Origin of the sequence: Bradyrhizobium sp. ORS 278 (assembly GCF_000026145.1) — a bacterium.
Taxonomy (GTDB): Bacteria; Pseudomonadota; Alphaproteobacteria; order Rhizobiales; family Xanthobacteraceae; genus Bradyrhizobium.
On the sequence record NC_009445.1, the window covers coordinates 2,460,912 to 2,476,198 of the forward strand.

Sequence of the window (15,287 nt, forward strand, 5' to 3'; positions counted from 1 at the left end):
ACACGCCCCGTCATTCCAGGGCAATCGTCGAGGCGAAGCCTCGATGATTGAGCCCGGAACCTCGAGCTTGTTGAGCATGAACGTCCGGCCAGTTCGAGATTCCGGGTTCAAGGCCTTCGGTCTTGCCACGGAATGACGGTGGATGTGGACGGAGATGAGTCCCTGCGTTTGCCGTCATGATAATTTGGAGCCTCTAAGCGTGTTGCACTGGAAAGAGAAGCCGACATGGGCGTGACCCCGATCCGCCCCGGGCAGCTCGCGGGCGTCTCCCTCGGCCGCCGCGCGGCCACGCCGATCATCGAGATCGAGCACGTCTCGCAGGTGTTCAAGACCTCGTCGCGCCGCGACCACACGGCGCTGTCGGACATCTCGCTGACGGTAGGCGAGGGCGCCTTCGTCTCGATCCTCGGTCCCTCCGGCTGCGGCAAGTCGACCTTGCTCTACATCGTCGGCGGCTTCGTCAAGCCGACCAGCGGTGCCGCGAAGATGAAAGGCAAGCCGATCACCGGCCCCGGCACCGATCGCGGCCCGGTGTTCCAGGAGTTCGCCCTGTTTCCCTGGAAAAGCGTGCTCGGCAACGTCATGTACGGCCCGCTGCAGCAGGGCATGAAGCCGTCGAAGGCCGAGGCGCTGGCGCGGACCTTGCTCGCAATGGTCGGCCTGACCGGCTTCGAGAAGTTCTATCCCAAGGAGCTGTCCGGCGGCATGAAGCAGCGCGTCGCGCTGGCGCGCACGCTGGCCTACGGACCCGAAGTGCTGCTGATGGATGAGCCGTTCGGCGCGCTTGATGCGCACACGCGGACGCGGCTGCAGAACGACCTGCTCGACATCTGGGAGCGCGACCGCAAGACCGTGCTGTTCGTGACCCATTCGGTCGAGGAGGCCGTGTTCCTCTCGGACAAGGTGGTGATGATGTCGCGCTCGCCCGGTCGCATCCGCGAGGTCATCGACATCGACCTGCCGCGCCCGCGCCGACGCGAGGAGCTGCTGCTCGATCCCAACTACCAGAGATATATCGTCGAGATCGAGCGCATGTTCGACGCCTCCGGCGATAACGAGCTGCCGTCATGAACGGGCTCATGAAGCCGCTGGCGCCGGTGCTGGCCTGCTGCGGCCTGCTGCTGGCGTGGCAACTCGCCTCGCTCGGGCTTAAGAACGACAGCTTCCCGACGGCGCTGGAGTCGCTGCGCGCGATCCCGCCGATCCTCACCGACAAGGAATCGCTGATCAACATCCTGGCGTCGCTGCGGCGGATGGCGATCGGTTTCGCGCTGGCGCTGGCCTTCTCGATCCCGCTGGGATTGCTGATGGGCCGCAGCCGCGCCACCGCCGCCTTCTTCAATCCGCTCCTGATGCTGATCTACCCGGTGCCGAAGGCCGCCCTGATGCCGATCATCATGCTGTGGCTCGGCGTCGGCGACGTCTCGAAGACGCTGGTGATCTTCCTCGGCGTCAGCTTGCCGGTGATTTATCACAGTTTCGAAGGCGCCAAGGCCGTCGAGGAGAAGATGCTTTGGTCGGGCGCGGCCATGGGCCTGTCGCCGTCCGAGCGCCTGCTGCGCATCGTGCTGCCCGCCGCGCTGCCGGAGATCCTGACCGGCTGCCGCACCGGGCTCGTGCTGGCGCTGATCACGATGGTGACCAGCGAGATGATCGCGCGGCAGTCCGGCGCCGGCAACATCCTGTTCAACGCGCTCGACATGGGCCAGTACGACACGGTGTTCGCGATGATCATCATCGTCGGAGCCATGGGCATCTGTCTCGACGCGGCGTTCGAGATCGTCAGGCGCTGGCTGGTGCGCTGGTCGGAGCCGCAATTCGACATGCCCCTGAGCTTCTCATGACGCGCACCTCCAACGATATCCTGCTGGGTGCCGCGCCGATCGTGCTCGTCCTGCTGCTGTGGCAGGGTCTCGTGTCGTTCGGCTACGCGCCGGCGACCCTGCTGCCGCCGCCCGGGCAGGTCTTCCTGCGCATGGCGCAGCAACTCTCCAGCATCACCTTCCAGCAGGATATCGCCGCGACGCTGTTCCGGCTGTTCGCCGGCTTCGCCATCGCCGTCGTGCTCGGCGTCTCGCTCGGCATCGCCGCAGCGGTGAGTCCGCCGATCAACGCCGCCGTCAAGCCGATCGTGCGCGTGCTGGCGCCGCTGCCGAAGGTCGCGCTCTATCCAGCCTTTCTGCTGCTGCTCGGCTTCGGCCACGAATCCAAGGTCATGCTTGTGGCGGCGGATGCGCTGTTCCCGATCCTGCTGTCCACCTATTACGGCGCCACCAATGTCGAGCAGAAGCTGATCTGGTCGGCGCTCGCCGCCGGCACGCCGCCGCGCGACGTGCTGTGGAAGGTGGTGCTGCCGGCCGCCATGCCCTCGATCCTGACCGGCTGCCGCATCGGCCTCGTGATTTCCTGCATCGTCGTGTTCCTGGCGGAGATGATCACCTCGACCGACGGGCTCGGCCATGTGCTTGTCACCGCCGCGCGCACCTTCCAGGCGGTCGACATGTTCGTGCCGCTGATCACGATCTCGCTCTTGGGTCTCATCCTCAATGCCCTGCTGCAGGGCCTGCGCGCCTATCTGCTGCGCGGCTTCCCCTCAGTCTGATAAACACAACGAACGACAATCGGGAGAACGACCATGCTAGCGGATCGCATCGAGGCGAAATGGATCGACGCATTCTGCGAGATCTTCGAGCGCTGCGCGGTGAAGGCCGGCGACACCGCCGCGATCCTGTCGGAGACGCAGTCACGTCCGCTCAACGTGCACATCGCCGAGCTGGCGCTGCTGCGCATGGGCGCGCGGCCCTTCCACGTCGTGGTGCCGACGCCGCGCAACCCGCATCCGGTCCCGGTGCGCTCGACCGGCGCGTCCGAGGCGATCGGCAAGCTCGGCCCCGTCGTGACCGCCTTGCAGCAGGCCGGCTTCGTCGTCGACTGCACCATCGAAGGCCTGATGCACGCCGTGGAGACGCCGGAGATCCTCAAAGCCGGCGCACGCATTCTCGTGATCTCCAACGAGCACCCCGAAGCGCTGGAGCGCATGCGGCCTGACTCGGCGCTGGAGAAGCGCGTCCGCGCCGCCGCAAAGATGCTGCGCGGCACGAAGCGGATGCGCGTGACGTCGAAGGCCGGCACCGATCTCGACGTCATCATGGAGGGCGCCTCGACGGTCGGCGTCTGGGGCTGGACCGATCGTCCCGGCACCTTGGCGCACTGGCCGGGCGGCATCGTCGTCAGCTTCCCCAAGAGCGGCTCCGTCAACGGCACCATCGTGATGGCGCCGGGCGACATCAACCTCACCTTCAAGCGCTATCTGTCCTCGCCCGTCACGCTGACCATGCGCGACGACTACATCACGAATTTGGAAGGCGAGGGCGCCGACGCCGCGATGATGCGCGCCTATCTGGCGTCCTGGGGTGACCGCGAGGCCTACGCCGTCTCGCATGTCGGCTGGGGCATGAACCCCGGCGCCCGCTACGAGGCGCTGACGATGTACGACCAGCGCGACACCAACGGCACCGAGCTGCGCGCCGTCCCCGGCAACTTCCTGTTCTCCACCGGCGCCAACGAATTCGCCGGCCGCTACACAGCGGGGCATTTCGATCTGCCGATGATGGGGACGACGATCGAGCTGGACGGCGTTGCGGTGATCAAGCAAGGCGTGCTGCAGGACGTGTTCGGGTAGTTCTCTCGTTCGGATAGCGCTCTTAGTCGTATGCGAACAATCGCCCCGATGGCGGTGCGCTCCCCTGCCCGTTGCGGGGAGGGGTATCGCATATTGCGATGCGGAGCTGTGCCGGCGAACGATCCTGCTCACTTGTTACTCCGTCATGCCCGGGCTTGTCCCGGGCATCCACGTCGTTCTCAGGGCACCGGACGACGTGGATGGCCGGGACAAGCCCGGCCATGACGACGTGGAGAGAGACGAGCATATAACCGCGATCTCCAAATGCGATAGCCCTGCCCTTGCGGGGAGGGGGCCCCGCACTCCGCTCTCAGCGAGGAGAACTGAGAAACCATCTGCGGGATCACTGTGAGTTTAAGTTGATGACCCCACCGCGTCATTGCGAGCGCAGCGAAGCAATCCAGAGCCACGCTCACCACCCTGGATTGCTTCGCTGCGCTCGCAATGACGGCTCGTGTTTCCGAGCAGCGATGATACCCGCATGGTCCATTGAAGCGCTGGCGAACCCCGCGCCGTTCAGCGCCTGGAGACCCCCACCCCCGACCCCTCCCCGCCTTGCGAAGCTCCGCTTCGCTTGGGGGAGGGGAGCGCACCGCGATCGCGGCGGCAGGTCGCCTCAATATGACGAAGTGCAGTCGATGGCGATCCGAGTATCGAATGTATTCCGAAAAAAATAAATCACTTGCCATTTTTCGGAATATATGGTTCTCTCTCGTCATCCCGCCTCAAGCAGAGGGGCGTAGCGCGCGATCGTCACGACACGCGAGGCGGGGAGCGGTGGCCGCGAGAGATCGCAGCGTCTTCTTGCGAGGACGCGGACGAACGATCTTTCGCGGACGGTCAAGTCGCGTGGTCCTGGCCTCCCGAAGCTGAGGTCAAGTTTCGTGCTGGTGCTGACGCATCACGGGAACGACGGTGGCCAACAAGCCGGCGCACCGGGGAGATCGCGAAGCAGCCGTCAACCCATCGCGCAGGGAAGGCCGGGCGTTGTCCGGCTGCACCTGTGGTACCTGCCGCCTGCATTCTTTTTCGCAGGCGGGCCGCAGGCGTCAGCCCACGCCTGGCCTTCCCTGCGCCCTCTGCATTGTGAGAGGGACGAACTGATCGCACACCTCGGGCGCAACGCGCCGCGAGAATACGTCCTCATGCCGCACGTATTCATATCGTGCGTACTCATCTCGATCGCTGTTTGACCCGTGTATCCGACTAACCCACAATTGTCGTCCCGGACAAGCCATGACGCGCGCCAGCGCGGTATGGCGCCGATCCGGCACCCATACGCCGCAGCAGAGGTGCCGGGAAAATGCCAATGACCAGCCTGCCTCAAATCGCTCCCTGGGGTTATGGATCCCGGCGTTCGCCGGGATGACGACGGTGTTTGTTGATGCAGTCGCGATCAACGTCGGAAAGGCCGAAGCCCACTGCCGTAGGGTAGGCAAAGGCGCTGCCGTGCTGCGTCTCGGATTTCAGCTGGTGCTGGCGCCGTGCCCACCATGCATCTGCGGATGTTGAGCGAGATGGTGGGCACGGCGCGAGAGACATCGTCGCGCAACGGCGATGATGTGCCGCGCCTTTGCCCACCCTACGGTGCCGCCCTCAATCCACCACTGGCGGCCTGGCCAGCTTGAAATGCCTGAGCATCTCGACCAGCGCCCCAAGCCGTTGCTCGCGATAGGCGCTCACGTCCATTCCCGAATAATTGAGAAATCCCGTTCCGGTGCGCAGGCCGATGCGGCCCTCGGCCATGTTGCGCTCGATCACCTCGGGCGCGCGATAGCGATCGCTGCCCAGCGCGCCTTCGAGATAGCGGCTCGCGTAGTACAGAATGTCGCCGCCGCCCCAGTCGATGAACTCCAACAGGCCGAGCACCGCGTAGCGGAAGCCGAACCCGTAGCGGATCGCCTTGTCGATCTCCTCGGCGCTGGCGACGCCTTCGCCGACCATGCGCGCGGCCTCGTTCATCGCGAGCGCCTGGATGCGCGGCACGATGAAGCCCGGCGTCGCCGCGCACACCACGGGCACCTTGCCGATGCCTTCGAGCAGCGCCTTCAGCCGCGCCGTGACGTCGGGATCGGTCGCCTGGCCCGGCGAGATCTCGACCAGCGGGATCAGATAGGCCGGATTGAGCCAGTGCGCATTGAGGAAGCGCTCGGGCTTCTCGATTGCGCCGGAGAGATCATCGACCAGGATCGTCGACGTCGTCGACGCGATGATCACGTCGGGCGCCACGGCGCGCGAGGCCGCGCCGAGCACCTCGCGCTTGAGATCGACGATCTCCGGCACGCCCTCGAACACCAGCGTCGTCTGCGCCAGCACGTCGTTGCTCGCACTCGCCGGCGCGACGTCGATCTTTCCCATCAGCCTGTCGGCATCGGCGGCTTGCAGCATTCCGAGCCGCGCCAGCGTCGCGAACGTCGCACTGATCTCGCTGAGCGCCTCGCGCTCCAGCCTGCCGAACTCCTCGGCCGTACGCGGCTTGATGTCGATCATCGTGACGGGATGACCGGCATAGGCGAAGGCGACGGCGATGCCGCGGCCCATGCGGCCGGCGCCGAGACAGGCGATTTGACCGCGCGCGCTCATGCGGCGAACCCGTTGCGCAGCAGAGTCTGCAAGGCGGTCCGGTCGAGACTGCCAAAGCCCAGGCTGGCCAGCGTGCGTCCGGTCGCCATGAAATCCTCGCCGCAGATCGCGCCGCCAATGGCGAGGAACGCGCGAGCAAGCGGCGTGGGCGTGCCGGTCAACTCCGCAGCCGAGATCAGGAATGACAGTCCGAGCCGAAGATCCTCACGCATGTAGCGATGCTCCGTCAGCACCAGCTGCTCGCGCCAGTCGCCGGAGTCCGTGAGACGGTCATGCGAGCCGCGGCCATACATCCAGATCTCGCCGTCCTTGGCGTAGTGATGCGCCAGCGGGAAATGCGGCGCGCCGTAACCGAGCGCCTCGCGCACCGCAATCCGTTCCGCGTCGAGCGCATCGGTGACGCGGCGGATCGCGGCTTGGGTGCCTTCCTTGTGGATGTCCCAGCGCTCGAAATGCTCGATCGGCCCGGCATTCATCACGATCAGCGGCGGATGAATGATGCAGCCGGCATTCATCAGCGCGCCCGACAGCGCATCGCCGCATGGCTCGATCACGCCGGGGAATGCCTTGCTGATCACGTCGAGCGCATGCTCCGCCGTCTTCAGCGGAAACACGCCGACCGGCAGCCGCTTGGCGCGAATGGTGATCGCCACCTCGAACGGCCCGTGCTTGCGCGTCAGCCAGGGCAGGGTGCCGGTCTCGGCGTAGCTGACCTGGGCACTGTTGCCGGCGTCGCGCGCCGCTGCCGCGAAGATCATCGTGCCGAACGTCGCCGGCGGCAGGAACACGACCTGTCCATCGGTGAGATGCGGCGCGAGTTGTTTCGCAATATCGGCTTGCGCGAACGCCGGCGCCGGACAGAGGATCAACTCGGCGCCCCGGACCGCCTCGTCGATATTGGTCGTCACCAGCGCGAGCTTCGCCTCATGCCGGCCGCTGACGTCCTTGACGGTGATGATCGAGCCCGCCGCCCTGTGCTGCGCCACAGCCTCCGCATCGCGGCGCCAGAACCGGACCTCGTGGCCTGCAAGGGTGAAATCACCCGCGGCCGCGAACGAGCCGTTGCCGCCGCCGAGCACTGCTATCTTCAAGAGCACGTCTCCCTATCGGTCATCAGGCCTCTGGCGCAGCAGATGGTGCTGCACCTTGCCGAGCGCGGTGCGCGGCAGATCGTCGACGAAGACGATGTCGCGCGGCACCTTGTAGCGCGCGAGCTGCGATTGCAGATGCGCGCGCAACGTCTCCGCATCGAGCGCGCAATCCTTGCGCTTGACGACGAAGGCCACCGGCACCTCGTCCCAGCGCGGATCAGGCCGGCCGATCACGCCACACTCGACGACGTCCGGATGCTCGGAGAGCACGCGCTCGATCTCGGCCGGATAGACGTTCTCGCCGCCCGAGATGATCATGTTGTTCTTGCGCTCGAGCACGTAAAAGTACCCATCGGCATCACGCTGCGCGATGTCGCCGGTGCGGTACCAGCCGTCGTGGATGGCCTGCTGCGTGGCTTTGGCGTTGCCCCAATATTCGAAGAACACGTTTGGCCCGCGCACCGCGATCTCGCCGGCCTTGCCGGCCGGGAGCTCATCACCTTCGCGATCGATGATCTTCGCTTCGCAGCACAGCCCGGGCAGCCCGGTCGAGCCCGTGCGGGAGAGGTCGCCGCCGAGCCGCGTGTAGACCGCAATCGGGCAGGTTTCGGTCGAGCCATAGACTTGCAGCACCGGCACGCCGCGTGCGGTGATGCGATCGATCAGCGCCGGCGGCACGATGCTCGAGCCGGTCGAAACGGCCTTGAGCGAAGAAAGGTCCGCGGCCGCCCAGCCGGGATGCTCGGTGACAGCTTGAATGGTTGCGGGTACCAGCACTGTCAACGTCGGCCGCTCGTGGACGATCGCTGCGAGCGTCGTGTCCGGCGTAAAGCGTGCATACAGCGTCACTGTGGCGCCGTGATGCAGCGCCGGTGTGGTCTGGATGTTGAGGCCGCCGACGTGGAACAGCGGCAGCACCGTCAGCACGTGATCGTCCGAGGTGAGGCCATGCATGTGCTGGCTCATCACCCCGTTCCACAGCAGCGCCTCCTGCCGCAGCACGGCGCCCTTCGGCCGGCCCGTCGTGCCGGAGGTGTAGACGATCAGGAGCGGGCAGGAGAGATCGATATGCGGATTGCGGTCATCGCCGTGACCGCGCGCGAGCAGGTCGTCGATCTGCAACCCGCTCGCCGGAGTAAAGTCGACGCCGACCGGCACCGTCTCGGGATGCTGCTCCGCCAGCGCCGGCAGCACCGGCGCAAAGGCCTGCTCCAGCACCAGCACCTTGGCGGCGGCATCCGACAGGATGAAGACCTGCTCGGCCACCGCCAGCCGCCAGTTGAGCGGCACCAGGATCGCGCCGAGCCGGGCGCAGGCATAGAGCAGAACCAGATAGTCCGGCCGATTCAGGCTGAGAATGGCGACGCGGTCGCCGCGCCCGACGCCGAACTCGGACTTCAGCGCCCGCGCCATCGCTGCGATCCGCGCGCTGAACTCGGCATAGGTCAGCGTCGCGCCTTCGAAACGGATCGCCGGCTTGTCCGGCGTGAACGCCGCGTTGCGCTCGATCAGGCTGCAGAGGTCCACGCTTTACTCGTCCGTCTCGCCGGGCTCGTACAGCGCCTCGCGGCCGATGCGGTCAAGGCACAGCTCGGCGGTCCAGGGCAGCATCAGCGAGCCACAGCGGCTGTCGCGATAGATGCGCTCCAGCGGCAGGGTCTTCAGCATCGACTGCCCGCCGCAGGTGCGGATCGCGAGCGCGGCGAGCTCGTTGGCGCCTTCCATCACCGAGTACTGCGCGGCGTAGGCGCGCAGCACCTGTTCCTTGGTCGGATTGGCCCGCGCCTCGGTGACCGCCTGGAACCAGATGCCCTTGATCTGCTCCAGCTTGATCTGCATCTGCGCCACCGCGATCTGCTTGGTGGGATACATCCGCCGCTTGACCGGCGGCATGCCCGGCACCTCGCCGCGCAGATACTTTCGGGTGAAGTCATAGGCGGCCTGCGCCAGGCCCATATAGGTGGGCGACAAGGTCATGAACATGTGCGGCCAGCGCATCGCCGCCTGGAAATAGACGCCGCGCGGCATCAGCGCCGCATCCTCGTCGACGAACACGTCCTTGAAGATCAGCGTGCGCGACACGGTGCCGCGCATGCCGAGCGGGTCCCAATCGCCGACCACCGAGACGCCCTCGCTCTTCGCGGGTATCGCGAGATACAGCGTATTCCGCCGCGAGGCCTTCTCGCCCTCGCTGATCTCCGTGCACAGCACGCCGTAATAGTCAGCGTGTCCGGAGAGCGAGGCAAAGATCTTCTTGCCGCTGACCAGCCAGCCGCCCTTCACCGGCTTCGCCTCGGTGCCGAACGCGACGCCGCCCGCCGCCGCCGCGCCGCCCTCGGAGAACGGCTGCGAGTAGATGGCTCCGTCCTCGACGATGCGCTTATAGTGGATCGCACGCCGCCGCTGGTGCTCGGCGCGGACGTCGTCCTCCATGTCGAGATCGTCGGCGAGCGGTCCCGACCACAAGGTCGAGCAGACATGCATGTTCCAGGTCAGCGCGGTCGCGCCGCAGTAGCGGCCGATCTCGGCGGCGGTGAGCGCGTAGGTCTGATAACCGGCGCCGAGGCCGCCCAGCTCTTTCGGTACGGAGATGCCGAGCAGGCCGGCGCGATGCAGGTCCTTGTAGTTCTCGGTCGGGAACGTCGCCTCGCGGTCCCAGATGGCCGCGCGGCCGGCCAGCACGCTCTGCCCGAGTTGCCGTGCGCGGCTGATGATGTCGGCCTGCTCAGACGTCAGCCGATAGGCAGCCGGATCGAACATCGGCGCATCGAGCGCCTCACCGGAGGCCGTTGCCGTCTTCTGCACCTGGATGGTCATCGTGCCTCCGCAGTCGTCGTGCCGTATGATTTCAGAAAGGAGTCGAGCGCAGCGTTGAATTCGCCGGGACGTTCGAGATTGACGAGATGACCCGCCCCTTCGAGCTCGACGTATCGAGCGCCGGGAATGAAGCCCGCCATCTTCTCCATCATCGGCGCCGGCGCATTGCGATCCTTCGATCCCGACAGCACCAGCGTCGGCACCTTGATGTCCTTGAGGGCCTGCCGCCGGTCGAAGCCAAGCAGCGCCAGCATGCTGGCGCGATAGCTCGCCTCGGGAACGCCCGCCATGCAGGAGGTCGCGAGTTCGAGTCCCTGCGGGTCGGGATCATCGCCGACCAACTCTTTCACGAGGTCCGGAGCCAGCGATGCCATCGTGGCACCGCGATCGAGTGGCCCGAGGCGCGCCTCGATAAAGGACTTCTGCCAGTCGCCATCGGCCTTGCCGAACGCCGGGCTGGTCTGCGCCAGCACCACAGCGCTGGCAGCCTGCGCATGAGTCATCAGCCATTCCTGGACGATCATCCCACCGATCGAATGTCCGACCAGGATCGGCTTGCGGGCGGCGATCTGGATCAGGAAGTCCTGAAGCGCAGCGGCCAGCGTGATGATGCTCGCCGTATCGAGTCTGGTGGATCGCCCATAGCCTGGCATGTCCCACGCCACCGTATGAAAGCGCTCGCCGAAATGCGCAAGCTGGCCGCGCCAGGCGCGCGCCGCGCCGCCGATGCCGTGCAGGAACACCAGGGTCTGCCGATCGGGCGCTCCCGCGGCCTCGTAGCCGAAGCGGCCGTCCTTGGTGGTCAGGATTTGCAGCGCGGACACGCAGACCTCCGAGATGGCGCCCGAGGCCGCAACGCTGCTTGCTCCAGGCCTTCGAACGCTAGCCGCGTCGACAAGAGTGTCAAGCCGCTTCGGCCGTGTTGTTGCAAAAATTTGAAGTTTAAAATAATCTCGAGCTGCGATCGTGTGGCAAAAGGTGAGGAGACCCGCGCATGTCCGGACTGCCTGCAGCAGCGCATGCGATAGTGACCGGCGGCGGCCGCGGCATCGGGCGCGAGATCGCGCAGTCCCTGAAGCGCGGCGGCGCAACCGTTACGATTGTCGGGCGCAACCGCGCAACGCTTGGTGAGGCCATCGCGGCCGGATGTGCCGACCACGCCGCCGTTGCCGATGTCGCCGATCAGTCTGCGCTTGGCGAGGCGGTCGCCGCTGCGGCCGCGCGACAGCCGATCACGATCCTCGTCGCCAACGCCGGAAGCGCGGAGTCGGCGCCGTTCCTGAAATCGGACGCCGAACTGTTCCGTCGCATGATGGACGTCAACTTCATGGGCGTCGTGCATGCGGTGCAGGCCGTGTTGCCCGCGATGAAAGGCGGCCGCTACGGCCGCATCGTTGCTGTCGCGTCGACGGCGGGCTTGAAGGGCTATCCCTATGTCAGCGCCTACACGGCCGCGAAACATGCGGTCGTCGGCCTCACGCGATCGCTTGCCCTGGAGCTGGCCGCCACGAGCGTCACCGTCAACGCTGTGTGCCCTGGCTTCACTGGCACTGACCTCGTTGCCGACAGCGTCGACAACATCATGAAGAAGACCGGTCGCAGCCGCGAGCAGGCGATCGCCGAGCTTGCCAAGCACAATCCGCAGGGACGGCTGATCAAGCCTCAGGAGGTTGCCGATACCGTGCTGTGGCTGTGCGGTGAGGGGGCTGGCGCCATCACGGGGCAAGCGATCGCAGTGGCGGGCGGCGAAGTCTAGGCCGCGTCGTCCAATCAGAACAATCGAACCGAGGGAGCTCACATGTCCAAGCCCGCCAATCCCGTCACCGTGCCGTTGGCTGACTACAAGCCCAGCCATTTCCTGCTGACGGTCAAGGATCGCGTCGCGACGGTGACGCTGAACCGGCCGGAGCGGAAGAATCCGCTCACGTTCGAGAGCTATCGCGAGTTGACGGACTTCTTCCGCGCCTGCGCGTTCGACAACGACGTCAAGGCAATTGTCGTGACCGGCGCGGGCGGCAATTTCTCCTCTGGCGGCGACGTGTTCGAGATCATCGGTCCGCTGGTCAAGATGGACACCAAGGGTCTGACCGCGTTCACGCGGATGACTGGCGACCTCGTCAAAGCGATGCGCGCCTGTCCGCAGCCGATCGTTGCTGCTGTCGAGGGGATCTGCGCGGGGGCGGGCGCGATCGTTGCGATGGCCTCGGACATCAGGCTCGCCGCGACCGGCGCCAAGGTCGCGTTCCTGTTCAACAAGGTCGGCCTGGCTGGCTGCGACATGGGCGCCTGTGCGATCCTGCCGCGGATCATCGGCCAGTCCCGCGCCTCCGAGCTGCTCTACACCGGCCGCTTCATGAGCGCCGACGAGGGCGAGCGGTGGGGCTTCTTCAGTCGGATCGTCGCTCCCGCTGACGTTCTGGCTCAGGCGGTGACGTTGGCCGCCGAGATCGCGAATGGTCCGACCTTCGCCAACACAATGACTAAGCGCATGCTGGCGATGGAATGGGCGATGTCCGTCGAGGAAGCGATTGAGGCGGAGGCAGTTGCCCAGGCCTTGTGCATGACGACAGAGGATTTCAACCGCGCGTTCGAAGCTTTTGCGGCAAAGTCGAAGCCGGTCTTCCAGGGGAATTGAGCAGCTGTAGGAACCGAAGGGGCTTGCCAGGAAATATTTTAGGTCTAAAATAATTTCCATTGGCTCGGCTCTCCAGTGGAGGCGCTCATGAAGATCGCGATCATCGGCGGCGGACCTGCCGGTCTCTATGCGGCGATATTGCTCAAGAAGCAGCGGCCCAAGGCCGACATCGCGGTCTACGAACGCAACCGTGCCGACGATACGTTCGGCTTCGGCGTGGTGTTCTCCGACGCCACGCTCGATAATTTCGAAAAGAACGACCTGCCGAGCTACCAGCGCATAACCCAGGAGTTCGCCTACTGGGATGACATCGCCGTGCACTTCCGCGGCACGGTGCACCGCGTCGGCGGCAACGGCTTCTGCGGCTGCTCGCGCCGCACGCTGTTGCGAATTCTGCAGGAGCGCGCACGCGAGCTCGGCGTCACCTTGCAGTTCGAGGTCGATCTCGAAGAGGAGACGCAGTTTGCGGATGCCGATCTGCTGATCCTGTCGGACGGCATCAATAGCCGCTTCCGCCAGAAGTATGTCGATCATTTCCAGCCCGAGGTGGACCTGCGCGCCAACAAGTTTGCGTGGATGGGCTCGACCAAGCCGCTCGACGCCTTCACCTTCATCTTCCAGGAGACGGAGTGGGGCCCGTTCATCGCCCACGCCTATCAATACGAGGCGGGGCACTCGACCTGGATCTTCGAGACCGATCCGCGGACGTTCGAGAAAGCCGGCCTGACTGGGCTCGACGAGCGGCAATCCGCCGACCGCATGAAGGACATCTTCGGCTGGTTTCTCGGCGATCACCCGCTGCTGATCAACCGCTCTATGTGGCGCAATTTCCCGATGATCCGCAACAAGCGCTGGGTCAAGGACAACATGGTACTGCTCGGCGACGCCAAGTCGACCGCGCATTTCTCGATCGGCTCGGGCACCAAGCTCGCGATGGAGGATGCCATCGCGCTGGCCGACGCCATGCAGCGGGCACCGACCATTCCAGCGGCGCTCGATCTCTATGAGCACGGCCGGCGCGAGGAGGTCGAGAAGACCCAGCACGCCGCGGACGTGTCGCTGGTCTGGTTCGAGCATGTCGACCGCTTCTGGGATTTCGATCCCGTGCAGTTCGCGTTCGGCGTGATGACACGCTCGAAGGCGATCACCTACGACAATCTCACCTTGCGCGCGCCGGATTTCGTCGCCGAAGTCGACAAGTCGTTCGCGCGCCAAGTGCGATCCACGGGTTTCGATGTCGATGTCGACAAACCGGTCGCGCCAATGTTCCAGCCGCTCAAGCTGCGCGAGATGACGCTCGCCAATCGCGCGGTGCTTTCGCCAATGTGCATGTACTCGGCCGCGGAGGGCGTGCCAGGCGACTTCCATCTCGTGCATTACGGCTCGCGCGCGATCGGCGGCGCCGGCCTGCTGTTCACCGAGATGACCTGCGTCAGCCGCGATGCCCGTATCACGCCTGGCTGCGCCGGTTTGTGGAACGACGTGCAGGAAGCGGCCTGGAAGCGCATCGTTGATTTCGTGCACGCCAACTCGCAGGCGAAGTTCGCGCTGCAGGTCGGTCATGCCGGCCGCAAGGGCGCGACCAGGCTGATGTGGGACGGCATGGACCGTCCGCTGGAGCAGGGTGGCTGGGATGTCGTCTCGGCATCGCCGCTGCCTTACTTCCCCGACAGCCAGGTGCCGCGCGAACTCGACCGCGTGTCGATGGATGCGATCAAGGCCGACTTCGTTGCGGCGGCCGAGCGCGGTCACCGTTGCGGCTTCGACATGCTCGAACTGCATTGCGCCCACGGCTATCTGCTCGCGAGCTTCATCTCGCCGCTGACCAACAAGCGGACCGATCAGTACGGCGGTTCGCTGGAGAACCGGCTGCGCTTTCCGCTCGAAGTCTTCGCGGCGATGCGCGCGGCGTGGCCGGCGCACAAGCCGATGTCGGTGCGCATCTCCGCAACCGATTGGGCCGAGGGCGGCATCACCGGCGATGATGCCGTGCGGATCGCCCGCGCGTTCGGCGAGGCGGGGGTCGATCTCGTCGACGTCTCCACCGGCCAGACCGTGCGCGAGGCCCGGCCGATCTACGGCCGTATGTTCCAGACGCCGTTCTCCGATCAGGTCCGTAACGAGGCCCATGTTGCCACGATGTGCGTCGGCAACATCACCACTGCAGACCAGGTCAACACCATCCTCGCCGCCGGCCGCGCCGATCTCGTCGCGCTCGGCCGTCCGCATCTGGTCGATCCGGCCTTCACCATGAAGGCTGCCGCCTGGTACGGCGCGGACATGTTCTGTCCGCCGCAATATCTGCCGGGTAAGGAGCAGATCTTCCGCAACAGCGTGCGCGAGCGGCAGGATTTCGAGGAGCTGAAGATTAAGGCTAAACCGAAGACTCGGGCGGAGCTGAAGGCCGAGGCTGCGAAGCCGCTTGCGGCGGAGTAAGCCGCTGTGCCACGCTGCCGCCCGGTACGTCCAATGTAGGTGG

Annotated in this window: 12 protein-coding genes; 7 read left to right on the forward strand and 5 right to left on the reverse strand. The window is 65.7% G+C overall.

Annotation, left to right across the window (positions count from 1 at the left end; translation table 11 throughout):
* Positions 1–225 precede the first annotated feature (225 nt).
* The 4 genes from BRADO_RS10815 to BRADO_RS10830 are packed head-to-tail and all read left to right on the forward strand — an operon-like array spanning position 226 to position 3,682.
* Positions 226–1,071, forward strand: a complete 846-nt coding sequence (locus BRADO_RS10815) for an ABC transporter ATP-binding protein (RefSeq protein ID WP_011925359.1) — start codon at positions 226–228, stop codon at positions 1,069–1,071.
* Entirely contained in the window at positions 1,068–1,844 is a 777-nt protein-coding gene (locus BRADO_RS10820; RefSeq protein WP_011925360.1) for an ABC transporter permease, read from the forward strand. Before BRADO_RS10815 ends, BRADO_RS10820 begins: the two co-directional genes overlap by 4 nt.
* The gene (locus BRADO_RS10825; protein ID WP_011925361.1) at positions 1,841–2,602 is read left to right on the forward strand and encodes an ABC transporter permease; all 762 of its coding nucleotides are present in this window, start codon (positions 1,841–1,843) and stop codon (positions 2,600–2,602) included. The genes BRADO_RS10820 and BRADO_RS10825 overlap by 4 nt, the downstream gene beginning before the upstream one ends.
* 33 nt (positions 2,603–2,635) lie before the next feature.
* Positions 2,636–3,682, forward strand: a complete 1,047-nt coding sequence (locus tag BRADO_RS10830) for a hypothetical protein (RefSeq protein ID WP_011925362.1) — start codon at positions 2,636–2,638, stop codon at positions 3,680–3,682.
* Positions 3,683–5,278: 1,596 nt separating this feature from the next.
* Here the strand turns inward: BRADO_RS10830 and BRADO_RS10840 are convergent.
* Genes BRADO_RS10840 through BRADO_RS10860 form a run of 5 tightly spaced genes read right to left on the reverse strand, consistent with a single transcriptional unit; the run spans position 5,279 to position 10,997 of the window.
* Positions 5,279–6,265: a 3-hydroxybutyryl-CoA dehydrogenase gene (locus BRADO_RS10840; RefSeq protein ID WP_041756356.1), complete on the reverse strand. Its 987-nt coding sequence runs from the start codon at positions 6,263–6,265 to the stop codon at positions 5,279–5,281.
* Positions 6,262–7,356, reverse strand: a complete 1,095-nt coding sequence (locus tag BRADO_RS10845) for an NAD/NADP-dependent octopine/nopaline dehydrogenase family protein (RefSeq protein ID WP_041756357.1) — start codon at positions 7,354–7,356, stop codon at positions 6,262–6,264. Before BRADO_RS10845 ends, BRADO_RS10840 begins: the two co-directional genes overlap by 4 nt.
* Before the next feature lie 12 nt (positions 7,357–7,368).
* The gene (locus BRADO_RS10850) at positions 7,369–8,883 is read right to left on the reverse strand and encodes a class I adenylate-forming enzyme family protein (protein ID WP_011925365.1); all 1,515 of its coding nucleotides are present in this window, start codon (positions 8,881–8,883) and stop codon (positions 7,369–7,371) included.
* 3 nt (positions 8,884–8,886) lie between these two features.
* Complete coding sequence (locus BRADO_RS10855) at positions 8,887–10,173, reverse strand: acyl-CoA dehydrogenase family protein (RefSeq protein WP_041756358.1); 1,287 nt, start codon at positions 10,171–10,173, stop codon at positions 8,887–8,889.
* Positions 10,170–10,997, reverse strand: coding sequence for an alpha/beta fold hydrolase (locus BRADO_RS10860; protein WP_011925367.1), 828 nt, complete (start codon positions 10,995–10,997; stop codon positions 10,170–10,172). The genes BRADO_RS10855 and BRADO_RS10860 overlap by 4 nt, the downstream gene beginning before the upstream one ends.
* Positions 10,998–11,167: 170 nt before the next feature.
* On the opposite strand from BRADO_RS10860, the gene BRADO_RS10865 reads away from it, so the two are divergent.
* The 3 genes from BRADO_RS10865 to BRADO_RS10875 all read left to right on the forward strand — a co-directional run bounded on the left by BRADO_RS10865 (position 11,168) and on the right by BRADO_RS10875 (position 15,244).
* On the forward strand, positions 11,168–11,929 hold the full coding sequence (locus tag BRADO_RS10865) for an SDR family NAD(P)-dependent oxidoreductase (protein WP_011925368.1): 762 nt from the start codon (positions 11,168–11,170) through the stop codon (positions 11,927–11,929).
* Between the two features lie 42 nt (positions 11,930–11,971).
* Positions 11,972–12,808 (forward strand): enoyl-CoA hydratase family protein, encoded by an 837-nt coding sequence (locus BRADO_RS10870; RefSeq protein ID WP_011925369.1) that lies wholly within the window; start codon positions 11,972–11,974, stop codon positions 12,806–12,808.
* Between the two features lie 87 nt (positions 12,809–12,895).
* Positions 12,896–15,244, forward strand: a complete 2,349-nt coding sequence (locus BRADO_RS10875) for a bifunctional salicylyl-CoA 5-hydroxylase/oxidoreductase (protein WP_041757440.1) — start codon at positions 12,896–12,898, stop codon at positions 15,242–15,244.
* The last annotated feature ends 43 nt before the right edge of the window (positions 15,245–15,287 follow it).

Coding starts and splice junctions, on each gene's coding strand:
- BRADO_RS10830 (WP_011925362.1), top strand. CDS start 2,636: ATGCTAGCGGATCGCATCGAGGCGAAATGGATCGACGCATTCTGCGAG.
- BRADO_RS10815 (WP_011925359.1), top strand. CDS start 226: ATGGGCGTGACCCCGATCCGCCCCGGGCAGCTCGCGGGCGTCTCCCTC.
- BRADO_RS10820 (WP_011925360.1), top strand. CDS start 1,068: ATGAACGGGCTCATGAAGCCGCTGGCGCCGGTGCTGGCCTGCTGCGGC.
- BRADO_RS10825 (WP_011925361.1), top strand. CDS start 1,841: ATGACGCGCACCTCCAACGATATCCTGCTGGGTGCCGCGCCGATCGTG.
- BRADO_RS10840 (WP_041756356.1), bottom strand. CDS start 6,265: ATGAGCGCGCGCGGTCAAATCGCCTGTCTCGGCGCCGGCCGCATGGGC.
- BRADO_RS10865 (WP_011925368.1), top strand. CDS start 11,168: ATGTCCGGACTGCCTGCAGCAGCGCATGCGATAGTGACCGGCGGCGGC.
- BRADO_RS10875 (WP_041757440.1), top strand. CDS start 12,896: ATGAAGATCGCGATCATCGGCGGCGGACCTGCCGGTCTCTATGCGGCG.
- BRADO_RS10870 (WP_011925369.1), top strand. CDS start 11,972: ATGTCCAAGCCCGCCAATCCCGTCACCGTGCCGTTGGCTGACTACAAG.
- BRADO_RS10855 (WP_041756358.1), bottom strand. CDS start 10,173: ATGACCATCCAGGTGCAGAAGACGGCAACGGCCTCCGGTGAGGCGCTC.